General features: G+C 42.3%; 10 protein-coding genes. 5 read left to right on the plus strand and 5 right to left on the minus strand.

Translation table 11 applies throughout. The features are described 5' to 3' along the window. The first annotated feature begins 101 nt into the window (after positions 1-101). Positions 102-1,490, plus strand: a complete 1,389-nt coding sequence (locus Q7674_RS17050) for an IS4 family transposase (protein ID WP_305424155.1) — start codon at positions 102-104, stop codon at positions 1,488-1,490. Positions 1,491-1,537: 47 nt separating this feature from the next. Here Q7674_RS17050 and serS read toward each other — a convergent pair whose 3' ends face one another. From serS to lrp, 5 genes are all read right to left on the minus strand, one after another. Continuing rightward, positions 1,538-2,845 carry a serine--tRNA ligase gene (gene serS / locus Q7674_RS17055; RefSeq protein ID WP_008987513.1) on the minus strand — a complete coding sequence of 436 codons (1,308 nt, stop codon included), beginning with the start codon at positions 2,843-2,845 and terminating at the stop codon, positions 1,538-1,540. Positions 2,846-2,974: 129 nt separating this feature from the next. Next, positions 2,975-4,315, minus strand: a complete 1,341-nt coding sequence (locus Q7674_RS17060; protein WP_045062763.1) for a replication-associated recombination protein A — start codon at positions 4,313-4,315, stop codon at positions 2,975-2,977. Positions 4,316-4,419: 104 nt separating this feature from the next. Next, positions 4,420-5,034, minus strand: coding sequence for an outer membrane lipoprotein periplasmic chaperone LolA (gene lolA / locus Q7674_RS17065; protein WP_042117193.1), 615 nt, complete (start codon positions 5,032-5,034; stop codon positions 4,420-4,422). 101 nt (positions 5,035-5,135) lie between these two features. Next, complete coding sequence (locus Q7674_RS17070) at positions 5,136-8,237, minus strand: DNA translocase FtsK 4TM domain-containing protein (protein ID WP_305424157.1); 3,102 nt, start codon at positions 8,235-8,237, stop codon at positions 5,136-5,138. 443 nt (positions 8,238-8,680) lie between these two features. Next, complete coding sequence (lrp, locus tag Q7674_RS17075) at positions 8,681-9,175, minus strand: leucine-responsive transcriptional regulator Lrp (RefSeq protein ID WP_005368765.1); 495 nt, start codon at positions 9,173-9,175, stop codon at positions 8,681-8,683. 883 nt (positions 9,176-10,058) lie between these two features. Here lrp and trxB point away from each other — a divergent pair. The 4 genes from trxB (at position 10,059) to aat (ending at position 15,443) form a co-directional block, all read left to right on the plus strand. Next, on the plus strand, positions 10,059-11,012 hold the full coding sequence (gene trxB, locus Q7674_RS17080; protein ID WP_045062759.1) for a thioredoxin-disulfide reductase: 954 nt from the start codon (positions 10,059-10,061) through the stop codon (positions 11,010-11,012). A gap of 114 nt (positions 11,013-11,126) precedes the next feature. After that, positions 11,127-12,899 carry a heme ABC transporter permease/ATP-binding protein CydD gene (cydD, locus tag Q7674_RS17085; protein ID WP_305422927.1) on the plus strand — a complete coding sequence of 591 codons (1,773 nt, stop codon included), beginning with the start codon at positions 11,127-11,129 and terminating at the stop codon, positions 12,897-12,899. After that, positions 12,892-14,613: a heme ABC transporter ATP-binding protein/permease CydC gene (gene cydC, locus Q7674_RS17090; RefSeq protein ID WP_023931681.1), complete on the plus strand. Its 1,722-nt coding sequence runs from the start codon at positions 12,892-12,894 to the stop codon at positions 14,611-14,613. Before cydD ends, cydC begins: the two co-directional genes overlap by 8 nt. Positions 14,614-14,729: 116 nt before the next feature. Then, entirely contained in the window at positions 14,730-15,443 is a 714-nt protein-coding gene (aat, locus tag Q7674_RS17095) for a leucyl/phenylalanyl-tRNA--protein transferase (RefSeq protein WP_023931680.1), read from the plus strand.

Below are 15,443 nucleotides of genomic sequence, written 5' to 3' on the forward strand. Positions count from 1 at the left end.
GTCTCTTATACACAAATCCCTAAGCCAATGCTTGGGGATTTTTTTGAACTAATTTTATGTTTCATGCTCTGATCATCTAAGCAATGATAAGGATGATTATGATGACCTATATAGAACCAACTCTTTGGGCTCAAAAACAATTCGGTCAAGCCGACCTTAATGACCCAAGACGCACTCAAAGACTCGTTGCTCTAGCTACCTCTCTGGCTGAACAACCTGGTATCCCTATCTCAAAACTCATCATCTCCCCAGCCGATATGGAAGGGGCTTATCGCTTTATTCGTAATGACCAAATCAAAGCAGAAGATATTGCAGAAGCTGTATTCTATGTCACAGCACAAGAAGCTTTAGAGCAACAAACACTGCTTGCATTGGAAGATACCACTTCTCTAAGTTACTCACATCACAGCATACAAGATACACTCGGGCATTCCAATCAAGGTAATCGACACCGAGCAATGTTCGTTCATTCAACATTGCTTTTTGCTCCCGAAACTCACACTGTGGTTGGTTTAATCGAACAACAACGCTGGACCCGAGATATTGAAAAACGTGGTCAAAGACACCAGCACGCAACTCGACCATACAAAGAAAAAGAAAGTTATAAATGGGAACAAGCATCTCGCCATGTTGCAGAGCGACTAGGCGAGAAAATGTCAGAGGTTATTTCTGTATGTGATAGAGAAGCCGATTTATTCGAGTACCTCACTTACAAGCACGAGCAACAACAACGATTTATCGTTCGCTCAATGCAAAGTCGCTGTATCGAGGAGCATGATAATCTTCTTTATGACTACGCTTCCAAGTTGTTATCAGCAGGAAGCAAAGAGCTAAAAATACCGCAAAAAGGCGGTCGTAAGTCCCGCACGGCTCATCTAGACATCAAATATGCTCCCGTGACACTTAAGTCTCCCGCCAATAAAAAAGAGTTCGATAATATCTCTCTCTACTATGTTGGATGTATAGAGCAAGGTGAGAGTGACGACAAGCTCGCATGGCATTTACTGACATCAGAGCCTGTAACGAACAAAGAGGAAGCACTTAACATCGTCAGTTATTATGAGCGTCGTTGGCTGATAGAAGATTTTCACAAGGTTTGGAAAAGTGAAGGCACGCAAGTTGAACAACTGAGAATGCAAAGTAAAGATAACTTAGAAAGGCTCAGTGTTATTTTGGCATTTATTGCTACTCGTTTACTCCAGTTAAGATTTATGAACGAATCTAAAGAGTTATCTAGTAGCTGTTGTGAACGGGTGTTAAAAGGTAAAGCGTGGAAGCTTATGTGGTTAAAATTGGAGAAGAAAAAGCTGCCCAAAGAAGCACCAAATATATCGTGGGCTTACAAAAGTATTGCACGGTTAGGTGGTTGGAAAGATACCAAGCGGACGGGTCGCGCTTCTGTAAAGACATTATGGCAAGGATGGTTTAGGTTACAAACCATCCTTGAAGGATATGAACTAGCTAAGTCTCTTGAACACAATGACTTGTGATCAAGAGACAGGCACGATGGCTGGGTTTTCAAACAACAAATCAGAAATTAACCGATGTGTGTCATACCGTTCATGTACTTACGTAGCACTTCAGGGATTTCGATACGACCGTCAGCTTGCTGGTTGTTTTCTAGGATAGCAACCATTGTACGACCAACAGCAAGACCAGAACCGTTTAGTGTGTGAAGCAGCTCAGGCTTCTTCTCACCTTTACGGCGGAAACGCGCTTGCATACGACGCGCTTGGAAATCCCACATATTAGAGCAAGAAGAAATTTCACGGTAAGTCTCTTGAGCAGGAACCCATACTTCAAGATCGTAAGTTTTGCATGAACCAAAGCCCATATCACCAGTACAAAGTACTACTTTACGGTATGGAAGCTCTAGAAGCTGAAGTACTTTCTCAGCGTGGCCTGTTAGCTCTTCTAGTGCCGCCATTGAATCTTCAGGCTTAGTGATTTGAACAAGCTCAACTTTGTCGAACTGGTGCATACGGATAAGACCACGTGTATCGCGACCGTAAGAACCTGCTTCAGAACGGAAACATGGTGTATGTGCAGTCATCTTCACTGGAAGATCAGCTTCATCAGTGATGGTGTCACGCATCATGTTTGTAACAGGCACTTCTGCTGTTGGAATTAATGAAAGCGTACGTGGCTCTTCATCATTCACTTTTTCAGTCAGTGGCTGAGTGTGGAATAGATCTTCACCAAATTTTGGTAGCTGACCTGTACCGAATAGGCTGTCTGCATTTACTAGGTACGGTACGTACATTTCTGTGTAACCGTGCTCTTCAGTGTGAAGATCTAGCATGAACTGTGCAATTGCACGGTGTAGACGAGCAAATTGACCTTTCATTACGATGAAACGTGCGCCAGTGATTTTTACAGCACTTGCAAAGTCAAGGCCACCAGCCATTTCACCTAGATCTACGTGATCTTTCACTTCGAAGTCGTAAGTTTTTGGCTCACCCCAACGAGAAATTTCTACGTTCTCTGACTCATCTTTACCTACTGGCACAGAATCATCTGGAATGTTTGGTACAGATTGAGTGATAACATCCAATTCTGCTTGTAGTTCAGCCAACGCTTTTTTCGCTTCATCAAGCTCAGAACCTAGGTTACCTACTTCAGCCATGATACGTTCAGCTTCTTCGTGATCGCCTTTCGCTTTTGCCTGACCAATCGACTTCGATCGCGAGTTACGTAGAGCTTGAAGCTCTTCTGTCTTAACCTGAAGGGACTTACGCTTCTCTTCAAGGTTACGTAAAGTTTCAACATCAAGGGTAAAACCACGACGCGCGAGTTTTTCAGCTGTTTCATCCAGCTCTGTTCGAAGTAATTTAGAATCTAGCATGCTAATCCTGTGCTCTTAATATTCTGAAATGCACGTTATTTAGGCTATTTTAGTGAAAATAGCCTGTAATGTAGGAAGGCAGTTCTCTCATGTCACTGCCAGTGGTTTAACGATACCCAAAAAGCCTTATTATTGGTAGCGCTTTAACGGGCTTTTTGCATCTAAAGAAGCAAGATAATCCAACTTTTCGGATATTTTCATTTCTAAACCACGGTTTGACGGCTGGTAATAAACTCGATCGCGTATTTCTTGCGGTAAATACACTTCTCCTGCCGCATAGGCGCCTGGCTCATCGTGAGCATAACGATAGCCTTCACCGTAACCAAGCTCTTTCATTAGCTTAGTTGGCGCATTACGCAGGTGATGTGGCACTTCAAAGTCAGGAAATTCACGAGCATCGGCTTTAGCTTGATTAAACGCCACATAAACCGCATTACTTTTGGCAGCACATGCTAAATACACAATCGCTTGAGCAATTGCTCGCTCACCTTCGTAAGCACCAACACGGGTATAACAATCCCATGCAGATACAGCGACTTGCATTGCACGAGGATCGGCATTACCAATATCTTCCGAAGCTATCGCTAACAAACGACGTGCGACATACAAAGGATCACAGCCAGCTTGCAGCATACGAGCAAACCAATATAAAGCACCATCAGGGTTAGAGCCTCGAATTGATTTATGTACCGCAGAGATCATGTCGTACCAAAGATCGCCTTTGTTATCAAAACGTGCGACTTTTTCACCCGTCACTTCCGCTAATAGCTCAACCGTAATCAGTTTAACGCCTTTGTCATCTTCTTCAGCCATATCAATGAGCTGCTCCAGATAGTTTAAAGACATTCGCGCGTCACCACGGACAAACTCCGCTAGCTTTTCTTTAATATCATCAACGAAGTGCAAGTTTTTTTCCGTCACACCACGTTCTTGATCGGTGAGTGCTTGCTCTAACACTTGTAATATTTCACTATCTTCCAGCGATTTAAGCTTATAAACACGGGCACGAGACAACAATGCGTTATTAAGCTCAAATGATGGATTCTCTGTGGTAGCGCCGATAAACGTTACTGTGCCATCTTCGATATGCGGTAAGAAGGCATCTTGCTGGCTTTTATTAAAGCGATGCACCTCGTCGACAAACAAAATTGTACGACGCCCTGCCATTTTGTTATCACGTGCTTTGTCAATTGCAGCACGGATGTCTTTAATACCCGATGTCACGGCAGAAACGCGCTCTACCTCAGCATTGGCATAATGTGCCGCCACTTCTGCTAATGTGGTTTTTCCTGTCCCTGGTGGTCCCCATAAAATCATGGAGTGTAAATGACCGGCTTCTAATGCTCGGCGTAAAGGTTTTCCCTCACCTAAGATATGTTGTTGACCGATATATTCTTCTACTGTTCGTGGTCGCATTCTTGCTGCTAGCGGTCTGAAATCAGAAGAAAAATCAAGGCTGAAGTTATTCAAAATAACGACTCCCATAAACAGAAAAAGGTGGCTGTATAGCCACCTATTAAATTCGAATGAAACAATGATGTTAGGCGAAGAGCATTTACCTATTCATTGATTTATCATTGTCGCTGATCATCCAGTTCAACCCCTTTAGGTGGAGTGAACTTAAATAAACTTGCCGCAGGTGTGGTGCGGGTAAATTTCGATAATGTGTAATTGCTGCGTTGACCGTCACTTTCGATCACTGAGAAGTTACGCACTTGTCCATCTTTCGCTACTGTCACAATAAACTTATCCATGGAAGATGTCTTCTCTTTCGGCGTTAGTGTGAAAGTATCAGCAAGTTGTTGAACATTGTAGCGTGCCCAGTCTTTAGGGCTATTTCTTGTTAATAAAACAAATGGCGTTTGCTCTGTCGCATCTTTTAGCCACATTGCAGTTACTTGCTCAACAAATGGGCTGTAATACCAAACAGTTTTACCATCAGATACTAATAAGCTTTCATCTGGTGTTTTAGTATCCCAACGAAATAGATTCGGACGTTTAATAGATAAATCACCCGTTCCATCAACCAGTGTTTCACCCTCAGGGCTGATCACTTTTTGGGTAAAGTTAGCGCTAAATGCATTCACTTTATCAAGGCGGCTACTCAATGCTTGTTCTGGTGTCGCCCAAGCATTGGCTGTTGCCAACATAGGTACGGCAACTAACATACTTAGCCATAACTTTTTCATCATATTCGCTAACCTCTATTAAAGTAAACCGCCGAACATAAATGTCACAGCGGTTTAAGTTACGCTATAAAATCATTAACAACAAGTTGTCGGTGACTTCATTAATCATGTATTTGTACTGGCGCTGGCGCTAATACTTCTCGGTTGGAGTTATGTCCTGGCGGGCTAACAATGCCATGCGCTTCTAATTGCTCAACAATGCGAGCGGCACGGTTATAGCCAATCTTAAAGCGTCGCTGAACACCTGATACCGATGCTCGACGTGTTTCCGTTACAAACGCCGCGACTTCATCAAACAGTTGGTCAATATCATCATCACCACCTGTCGATGTTTCACCAGGAAGTAAACTTTCTGCACCTTGATCGGAGCTTAAGATACTGTCGATATATTGTGGCTTACCACGTGCTTTCCAATCGTTAACCACATTATGAACATCATCATCTGATGCAAATGCGCCGTGAACACGCGTGGTGTGACTTTGACCCGGTGGAAGATACAACATATCACCCATGCCCAGTAGTGACTCTGCACCACCTTGGTCAAGAATGGTTCGTGAATCCGTCTTGGTTGATACAGTAAACGCCATACGTGTTGGAATGTTAGCTTTAATTAAGCCCGTAATCACATCCACAGATGGGCGCTGAGTCGCAAGTACTAAGTGAATACCAGCCGCACGTGCTTTTTGTGCCAGACGTGCAATCAGCTCTTCAACTTTCTTACCTACAACCATCATCAAATCAGCAAATTCATCGATGATCACCACAATACTTGGCATTTTTTCCAGTAATGGTGGGTATTCATCCATGGTATCGCCTGGTTGCCATAATGGGTCATGGATCGGGTGACCCGCTGCTGCTGCTTCTTTTAGTTTCTCGTTGAAACCAGCAAGGTTACGAACACCACATTTCGCCATTAGTTTGTAACGACGTTCCATTTCACCCACACACCAACGAAGTGCATTACCCGCATCTTTCATATCGGTAACAACTTCAGTCAGTAGGTGAGGAATACCTTCATAAATTGAAAGCTCCAACATTTTCGGATCGATCATGATGAAACGACAATCTTCTGGCTTACATTTATATAGCAAGCTTAGGATCATTACGTTTACACCCACTGATTTACCAGAGCCTGTCGTACCTGCAACCAATAAGTGTGGCATTTTGCTTAAGTCAGCAACGACAGCTTCACCAGCAATATCGCTACCTAACACGATTGGTAATGAGCCATTCATGTTCTGGAAGCGATCGCTCGCCACCACTTCTGACATATATACCGTTTCACGACTTTTATTTGGCAGCTCTAAACCGATGTATGGCTTACCAGGGATCGCTTCTACTACACGTACAGCCATCACAGATAGCGCACGAGCCAAGTCCTTAGACAGGCCAGAAATACGGCTAACTTTCACACCCGGCGCAAGATCTAATTCAAAACGAGTAATAACAGGACCAGGGTAGATCCCTTTCACTTGCGCTTTAATTTTGTAATCGGCTAATTTTGATTCAATTAACGCAGCAGTGGCCTGTAGCTCTTCTTCAGAAGCAGGCTCAACAGTACGACGTGCTTCTTGAAGCAAATCTAATGTTGGCATTGGTGAAGTAGGAACAGGAAGATCCACTTCCGTTTGCATTAAGAATGGGTTATCAAGCCCCGCTAAATGCGCCTGCTCTTTTTGAAGATTACGAATATTATTTAAAAAGGCTTCTTGATCCGCTTTCTCTTGCTCTTCTGGTGTTAATGGTGCTTCACCGCGCTCAAGTTCAGACATACCGTCTTGAACCCCAATTTCAATATCGCTGCTTGGCGTTGGTTGGGCAGCAAATGATGGTGTCATTGCAGGTTGAACCGTTGTTGACGCTACAGGCTGAGCCTCAACATTGTGCTCTGATACGGGAGTGACAACCGCTGATTCTGCTGCATTAATTGCACTTTGCGTATATTCATCAACAGGAACAGTAAAATCTTCATTCTTATCAAGTTCACGCTCTAGCTCTTCAATTGACAATCCACGAGGCTGAGATGCTTGAGTCGCTTGCGGTTGAGCCACGGGTTGAGAAACCATTGGTTGTTGTACTGGTGCTTGTGGTTGTGGTTGTGCCGCAGATTGAGAAACCAATGGCTGTTGCACTGGCGCTTGCGGTTGAGCCGCAGGTTGAGAAACCACTGGCTGTTGAACTGCTGCTTGTGGTTGAGCCTCAGGTTGAGAAACCACTGGCTGTTGAACTGCTGCTTGTGGTTGAGCCTCAGGTTGAGAAACCACTGGCTGTTGAACTGGCGCTTGCGGTTGGGCCGCAGGTTGAGAAACCACTGGCTGTTGAACTGGCGCTTGTGGTTGAGCCGCAGGTTGAGAAACTACAGGCTGTTGAACTGGCACTTGTACTTCTGGTTCAGTAATCAGCGTTGATTCAAGTAGAGGATCTCGTGTGCTTGCAGTGTTTGCACGCACAATCTTATAAGGTGATGGTTGGTCTTTTTTCTCTGTCGAGGAGAAATCATCAGAGTAAGAAGATAATAGAGGATCATCTTCAGCATCGAACTCATCTAATTGCGCGATATAAGGCATTTCAGATTCATCAGGAATTTCGGTAGCAAAAGGTCGCATCACCTCATGCTTATCAGAACGGAATTTATTTAAAAACCACGTTAATGATGAAAGAGTCTTCTCGCCAAGAGTATCTGCAACTGATGTCCACGAAACACAGGTAAATAGCGTAAAACCAATAGCCCAAATCGCCATCAATACTAAGGTCGTACCCAGTACATTCAATAATGGCATAGAGATATTTGACACCACATCCCCGACGACACCGCCAGATGAGAAATACCAAATATCATCAAAGTTTAGATCGGCAAGACCACAACTGGTCAGTAACAGTAAAAGAAGACCTAAAATGCGTGTACCGTAGACCATATAGTCGTGAGATAAACTTTTTGAACGTCTACGGAATAGATAAGTACCGAGTAATACAATTAAGGCAGGGAAAACATAGGCTAAAGAGCCAAAACTGAAGAAAAATGTATCAGCAACTAAAGCGCCTAATGCGCCAGCTTTATTCTGTACAACCCCATCCCATGCAGTTTGTGACCATGATGGATCAGCTGGGTTAAATGTTACCAATGCCACCATTAGATAAATAGCGGCTAAAATACTGATGATTAAAAAACCTTCAATGATGCGTTGTGTACCTGACAATCGCATCTGGGACAGTTTTTTACCTTTAATCTTCCTCAAGGATAACTCCGATGTCTCTATAAAAACTCAAAAATTTGCCAGAAATCTAAGACATTCATCGACCAATAGTAACCTTCATAACAGAATGCGCTATAAAGCTTAGCCAAATATCAAAAATACAATGTCATTGTCTCAATGCCACTATTCTATACTAAATGCGCACATTGTCTGTGTACCGAAAAAACTTTTTAGTGAAATATTTGCCTATTGTCCAACAATAACTAAATACAAATAGTTCATATCAAAATCTTATTTTAGACGGAGAATAGATAAAAAAATTCATCATTATGTCAATTTGAAGAACCGTTCGCCCAATTAAACAACAGTGCGTAACAATTTAGGTTTAATAAAAACAAAACGAGCGGCCATAGCCGCTCGTTCATTCCATTATCTCAACGTTTCGCAATCGCTTATCGTGTTTTGATAACGAGATTATTTGATTGTTTCACTTCTTCCATCACAACGTAAGTACGAGTGTCGTTTACTCCAGGTAGGCGAAGTAGTGTTTCACCTAATAGCTTACGGTATGCTGACATGTCAGATACACGTGTTTTCAACAAGTAGTCAAAATCACCAGAAACTAAATGACACTCTTGAATGTCTTCTAGCTCTTGTACTGATTTATTAAATTGTTCAAATACGTCTGGTGCGCCACGGTTTAGCGTAATTTCAACAAACACTAGTAGCGAAGCATCAAGAAATTGTGGGTTCAAAAGTGCTGTATAGCCACTAATGTAACCCTGACGCTCTAATCGACGAACACGCTCAAGACAAGGCGTTGGAGATAGACCAACACGCTTAGATAGCTCAACGTTAGAAATTCGACCATCTTTTTGAAGTTCATTCAGTATGTTACGGTCAATGCGATCCAATTCCTTGGACGGTTTCTTTTTGGTATCTACCATTTTTTATTCCACCTTCTTACTTCCTTGCAAAAAAATATACTACATTCTATCTATTTTTAGAATCAAATACTGAATAAGTCAAAAATAAGAGTAAATAATCACAGCTAACAACTTATATCTGACGAACATGCCTTCTCGCTCTAAACTATGCAGTAAAGTAGATCTTGCTATACCTCTACTCTACATTCCTCGCTAAGTTCGTCACTAGGCAACATTTCCACATTACTCTAAAAAGTGAATACTTATCATTTACTCACAATACAAAATAAAGTGAGGTTTTAAATATAGTTATAGAAATTTTTACCAGATAAGAAAGGATTGTCAAAGTAAAACCTTAGTAAATAAGGTAATAATCACGACGAAAATGTGCTTAAAACTCATTAATCTTATATCTTTAACTTCGCCTCAATTGCAACAAAGTGCACTAATCTTTGCATAAATAAGCGAATAAAAATGCGTTAGTTATGCTTTAAGTCATCATCTGTTTGCTAATAAGCAACCTCAATTCTCTAATTTTCAAATCAGAGCCTCAGAGTTAAAAACTGCAAAATCAATATGTTACAAATATTTTGCTTGTTTGTTTAAATGATTAACAACCTGATGTGTACTGAAAAGACACTAATAAAAAGTAAAAATCAACATGTATAAAAAGACGATCTGATTTTGCAAAATTAACCAATTAAAGCATTCATCATCTTTCGCTTTTTTTTGTGATGAAGATAACATTTTATTTCTTAACTTATTTAATCCTGTTTTGTGATTTTTTGTTATATCTCAGGACGAATTGACAACAAGCTATTCTTAATTCGACTCTTCCTTTACGCCTGCAATTTACCTACAATCAATCTTCTATAACAATAATCTCATTCAGCCTGGAGAAGAAATGAGTAACGTAAAACATTGTAATCTACTCATCCTTGGTTCTGGTCCAGCAGGTTATACTGCTGCGGTTTATGCTGCACGTGCAAACTTAAATCCTGTGATGATCACAGGCATGCAGCAAGGTGGTCAATTAACCACAACAACAGAAGTTGAAAACTGGCCTGGTGATGCGGATGATCTAACCGGTCCTGCACTAATGGATCGCATGAAAGCTCACGCAGAGAAGTTCAACACTGAAATCATCACTGATTACATTGTTGAAACCGACTTTAGCCAACGCCCTTTCCTTCTAAAAGGCGAAAACAGCACTTACACATGTGATGCATTAATTATCTCAACAGGTGCATCAGCAAAATATATCGGTTTAGAATCTGAAGAAGCATTCAAAGGTCGTGGTGTATCAGCTTGTGCAACGTGTGACGGTTTCTTCTACCGCAACCAAAAAGTGGCTGTTGTTGGTGGTGGTAACACTGCTGTTGAAGAGGCGCTTTATCTTTCTAATATCGCTTCTGAAGTTCACTTGATCCACCGCCGTGATACATTCCGTTCAGAAAAGATTCTAATTGATCGCCTAATGGATAAAGTGGCAAACGGTAATATCATCCTTCACACTGATTGCACACTTGATGAAGTGCTAGGTGATGATATGGGCGTAACAGGTCTTCGCTTAAAAGACACTCACTCTGATGCAACAGAAGAGCTAGAAGTAATGGGCGTATTCATTGCAATCGGCCACCAGCCAAATACCGCTATTTTCGATGGTCAATTAGACATGGAAAATGGCTACATCAAAGTGCAATCAGGCTTGAATGGTAATGCTACACAAACAAGCATTGAAGGTATCTTCGCTGCTGGTGATGTGATGGATCATAACTACCGTCAAGCTATCACATCAGCAGGTACAGGTTGTATGGCTGCGCTAGATGCTGAACGTTACCTAGATGCAAAAAAATAAGTAATACCTCTAAACCGCAACCTTTGTGTTGCGGTTTGTTTATCTCATCGTTAAGTGATGCTCACCATTTAACGATGAGCGACCCACCGTTAACCCCCGTAATGAAAACCATATATGGATAAACAATTACAGCGTGATTTAACCAAGTGGCTTAAATCTCAAAGCAAGTTAGCTAAACGTTGGCTATTGCTCAGTGTCGGATTAGGCTTTATGTCTGGTTTGCTGCTGGTTGGTCAAGCGGCTTTACTTGCCAGCATTCTGCATCAACTAATCATCGAACATGTTGATAAGTATTCTCTTATTAACCAATTCGTTGGCTTATTTATCATCATTGGTTTACGTGCGCTATGTAGCTGGGGAAGAGAAATTTTCGGCTATCGTTGTGGTGAACAAATACGCTTACATATCCGACAACTGATATTAAACCGCCTCCAAAGTTTAGGTCCGGCATATATAAAAGGAAAACCAGCAGGAACATGGGCAAGCTTAGTGCTTGAGCAAGTAGAAGAGATGCAAGACTTCTTTGCTCGCTATCTGCCTCAAATGTCCCTATCCGTGCTGATCCCTGTTGTTATCTTATTTGCTGTATTCCCACTCAACTGGGCAGTAAGCCTTATCTTTCTTCTCACCGCTCCCCTTGTTCCACTATTTATGGCATTAGTTGGGTTAGGTGCAGCAGATGCAAACCGCCGTAACTTCAAAGCATTACAGCGTTTATCTGGTCACTTTTATGACCGCTTACAAGGCCTAAGTACACTGCGTTTATTTGACCGTGCAGAAGCTGAAGCAGAAAACCTGCATGCTGCTTCACACGTATTGCGTAAACGCACGATGGAAGTCTTACGTTTAGCTTTCTTATCTTCGGCAGTGTTAGAGTTTTTCTCTGCTATTTCCGTTGCAATCGTGGCTGTTTACTTTGGTTTTGCGTTCATTGGCGAACTAAACTTCGGTAACTATGGCATTCCAATTAGCTTATTTACTGGTTTGTTCATTCTGGTTCTTGCCCCAGAGTTTTACCAACCACTGCGAGATCTTGGTACGTTTTATCATGCTAAAGCACAAGCTATTGGTGCAGCAGAGTCTATCGTTGAGTTTCTAAATATTGAAGCCGACGAAATGACAGATGGTTCAAAAGCATTAGCAAATCCTGAGAAAATTCAAATCTCGGTTACCGATTTAGAAGTGCTAAGCCCTGAAGGTCAAAAACTTGCAGGTCCTCTAACATTCGATATCAATGCCAATGAGCATGTAGCGTTAGTTGGCCCAAGTGGCGCGGGTAAAACCAGTTTGTTAAACGCATTACTGGGTTTCCTCCCCTACCACGGCAGCATCAAAGTTAACGGTATTGAATTAAAAGAGCTTAACCACAGCGAGTGGCGTCAAGCAATTAGCTGGGTAGGTCAAAACCCGTTACTTGTTCACGGTACAATTTACGACAACATCACGTTAGGCAATCCATTAGCAGAGCAGGCACAGGTGACCCAAGTAGCCAAAGAAGCGTACGCTGATGAATTCATTAATCGATTAGAAAAAGGCTATCAACATCATGTTGGTGATCGCTCTGGTGGTTTATCTGTAGGACAAGCACAGCGTATTGCGGTTGCTCGTGCCATGTTACAACAAGGTGCGTTTTGGATTTTAGATGAGCCAACAGCCAGCCTTGATGCGAACAGTGAACGTTTAGTGCTTGAAAGCCTAGATCGTGCCGTTCAACAACACACTACATTAATGGTTAGCCACCGTTTAGATCAGCTTCATGCCATGGATCGCGTTCTTGTGATGGAAAATGGCAAGCTTGTCCAAAATGGTGCGTTTACCGAAATCAGTCAATATGGCCTGTTAGCCGATATGCTAAGCCATACAGATAAGAGGGATCTCGATGCGTGATTTAATCCCTTACCTAAAGCTTTACCGTAAACACTGGTTTGGCTTAACACTTGGTATGATCTTAGGCTTAGCGACAATCCTTGCTGCTATCAGCCTATTAACCCTATCCGGTTGGTTTATTGCCGCTTCTGCCGTTGCTGGTTTGACTATCGCCCGAGAAACATTTAACTACATGCTGCCTGGTGCTGGTGTACGTGGTTTCTCAATGGCACGTACTGCTGGTCGTTGGGGTGAGCGTGTTGTTAGCCATAACGCAACCTTCAAGTTACTTGCTGATCTGCGTTTATTCTTCTTTAGAAAACTAACGCCGCTTATTCCTGGTCGTCAAACCAATCTACGTGATGCTGATTTGCTTAACCGCTTAGTAGCAGATGTTGACGCAATGGATCACATCTACTTACGACTGGTTAGCCCGTTAGTGATTGGTGTATTAGGTATTGCAGCAATCACAGCGTTTCTCGCTTGGTTCGACCTGACAATTGGTTTGACCTTAGGTGGTATTTTATTGGTGTTAATGATTGTTTTACCGATTATTTTCTACCGTTTAGGCAAACGTAATGGTGAACAACTCACCTTTGCCAAAGCAAACTACCGCATAAAACTGCTTGATTGGCTGCAAGGCCACGCAGAGCTGTTACTGTTTAATGCAGAATCACGTTACCGCCAACAAGCAGAAGCAGAGCAAGATCAACTGCTAGCTGCTCAGCGTAAAATGGCGAGTTTAACAGGCTTAGCTAACGGTATTTTAATGGCAGCAACAGGCTGGACCTTAGTTGTGATTCTATGGATTGCCGCTGATGGTATTGGTGGTCATGCGCCAGATCCATTTGTGGCTATGGTCGCTTTTGCAACAATGGCAAGCTTTGAAATGATGATGCCAGTCGCAGGTGCTTTCCAATATTTAGGTCAGACCTTAACATCTGCAAAACGCCTGAATGAAATCATCGAAGCAACACCTGATACTGCATTTGATCCAAATGGTTGCCATGGTGATGCACAAGGTGCTCTGAAGATCGAAAATGTCAGTTATACCTACTATGGTAGTACTCAAGCTGTTGTTAAAAATGTCTCTATCGATTTGAAACAAGGTGAAAAACTCGCACTATTAGGTCGTACTGGTTGTGGTAAATCTACACTATTACAACTTATTACCCGTAGCTGGGATCCTCAACAAGGACAAATTCTACTTGATGGAAAGCCACTACCTGAGTGGAGTGAAGCTTCACTGCGTAAAGCCATTACGGTTGTTAGTCAGCGTGTTGATATCTTCAACGGCTCATTACGTGAAAACCTCGTATTAGCGAAGCCTAACGGTACTGATGCTGAATTTACCGAAGCCTTGGTTCAAGTTGGCTTATCTGCATTACTTGAAGATAAAGGCTTAGATACCTGGTTAGGTGACGGTGGCCGTCAGATCTCTGGTGGTGAACGTCGTCGTTTAGGTATCGCTCGTGCCCTTCTGCATGACGCACCTATCCTACTAATGGATGAGCCAACCGAAGGACTTGATCGTCGTACAGAACAGCAAATCCTAGCGCTACTGCTAGAACATGCTAAAGATAAAACAGTCCTGTTTATCACCCACCGTTTAGTTGGTCTCGATCAAATGGATCAAATCTGCCTAATGGATGAAGGTGAGATCATCGAGCGTGGTAAGCATCAAGAATTGCTAGCCCAAAAAGGGCGTTACGCTGAATTGTGTAATCGCATCTAATAGCAATCACTCTTCAAAGGCGATACCTATGTATCGCCTTTTTATTTATCTTATTCTCTATATTGCTAACAACTAGCTTATAATTTCTAAAGATTTACTAATATTATCAGTGCTGTATGACTATCTATTTACCAGAGATCGATACTGACTCTTACCAATTCCCTCACCCTAGTAACGCACTTGAAGAGCCTAACGGACTTCTCGCAATGGGTGGAGATCTTAGCCCTCTTCGACTACATAACGCCTATCGTGAAGGGATCTTTCCTTGGTTTTCAGAAGGAGATCCGCTGCTATGGTGGAGCCCAACACCTCGCGGTATATTTGACCCAAGTACATTTAGACCTAGTCGAAGCCTACGTAAATTTTTTAGAAAATCAGGCTATAAAATTACGATCAACAAAGCCTGCCACGATGTTATCCGTCACTGTGCAAGTTGCCGAGCTCCTGAACAAACGTGGATAACTGAAGAAATGATCTCTGCCTATCAAACATTGCATGACTTAGGTTTTTGCCATTCTGTCGAAGTTTGGGCTGATAACGAGCTTGTCGGTGGTTTTTATGGTGTTGAAATAGGAACAATCTTCTGTGGTGAATCAATGTTTTCACTCGCTGATAATGCCTCTAAAATTGCGTTGTGGCAGTTTTGTCGTTACTTCACACAGCAAGGTGGCACATTAATTGATTGTCAGATGATGAACCCGCACCTTGAATCATTAGGAGCTGAAACGCTTGAACGAAATGCTTTTCTTCAGCATTTATATCAACAACGAGACATTGCACTAGCAAGCCATACCTATCAATCTCAACCAATACCAGTAGCACAGGCATAG

The sequence above is a fragment of the Photobacterium leiognathi genome (assembly GCF_030685535.1).
Lineage (GTDB): Bacteria > Pseudomonadota > Gammaproteobacteria > Enterobacterales > Vibrionaceae > Photobacterium > Photobacterium leiognathi.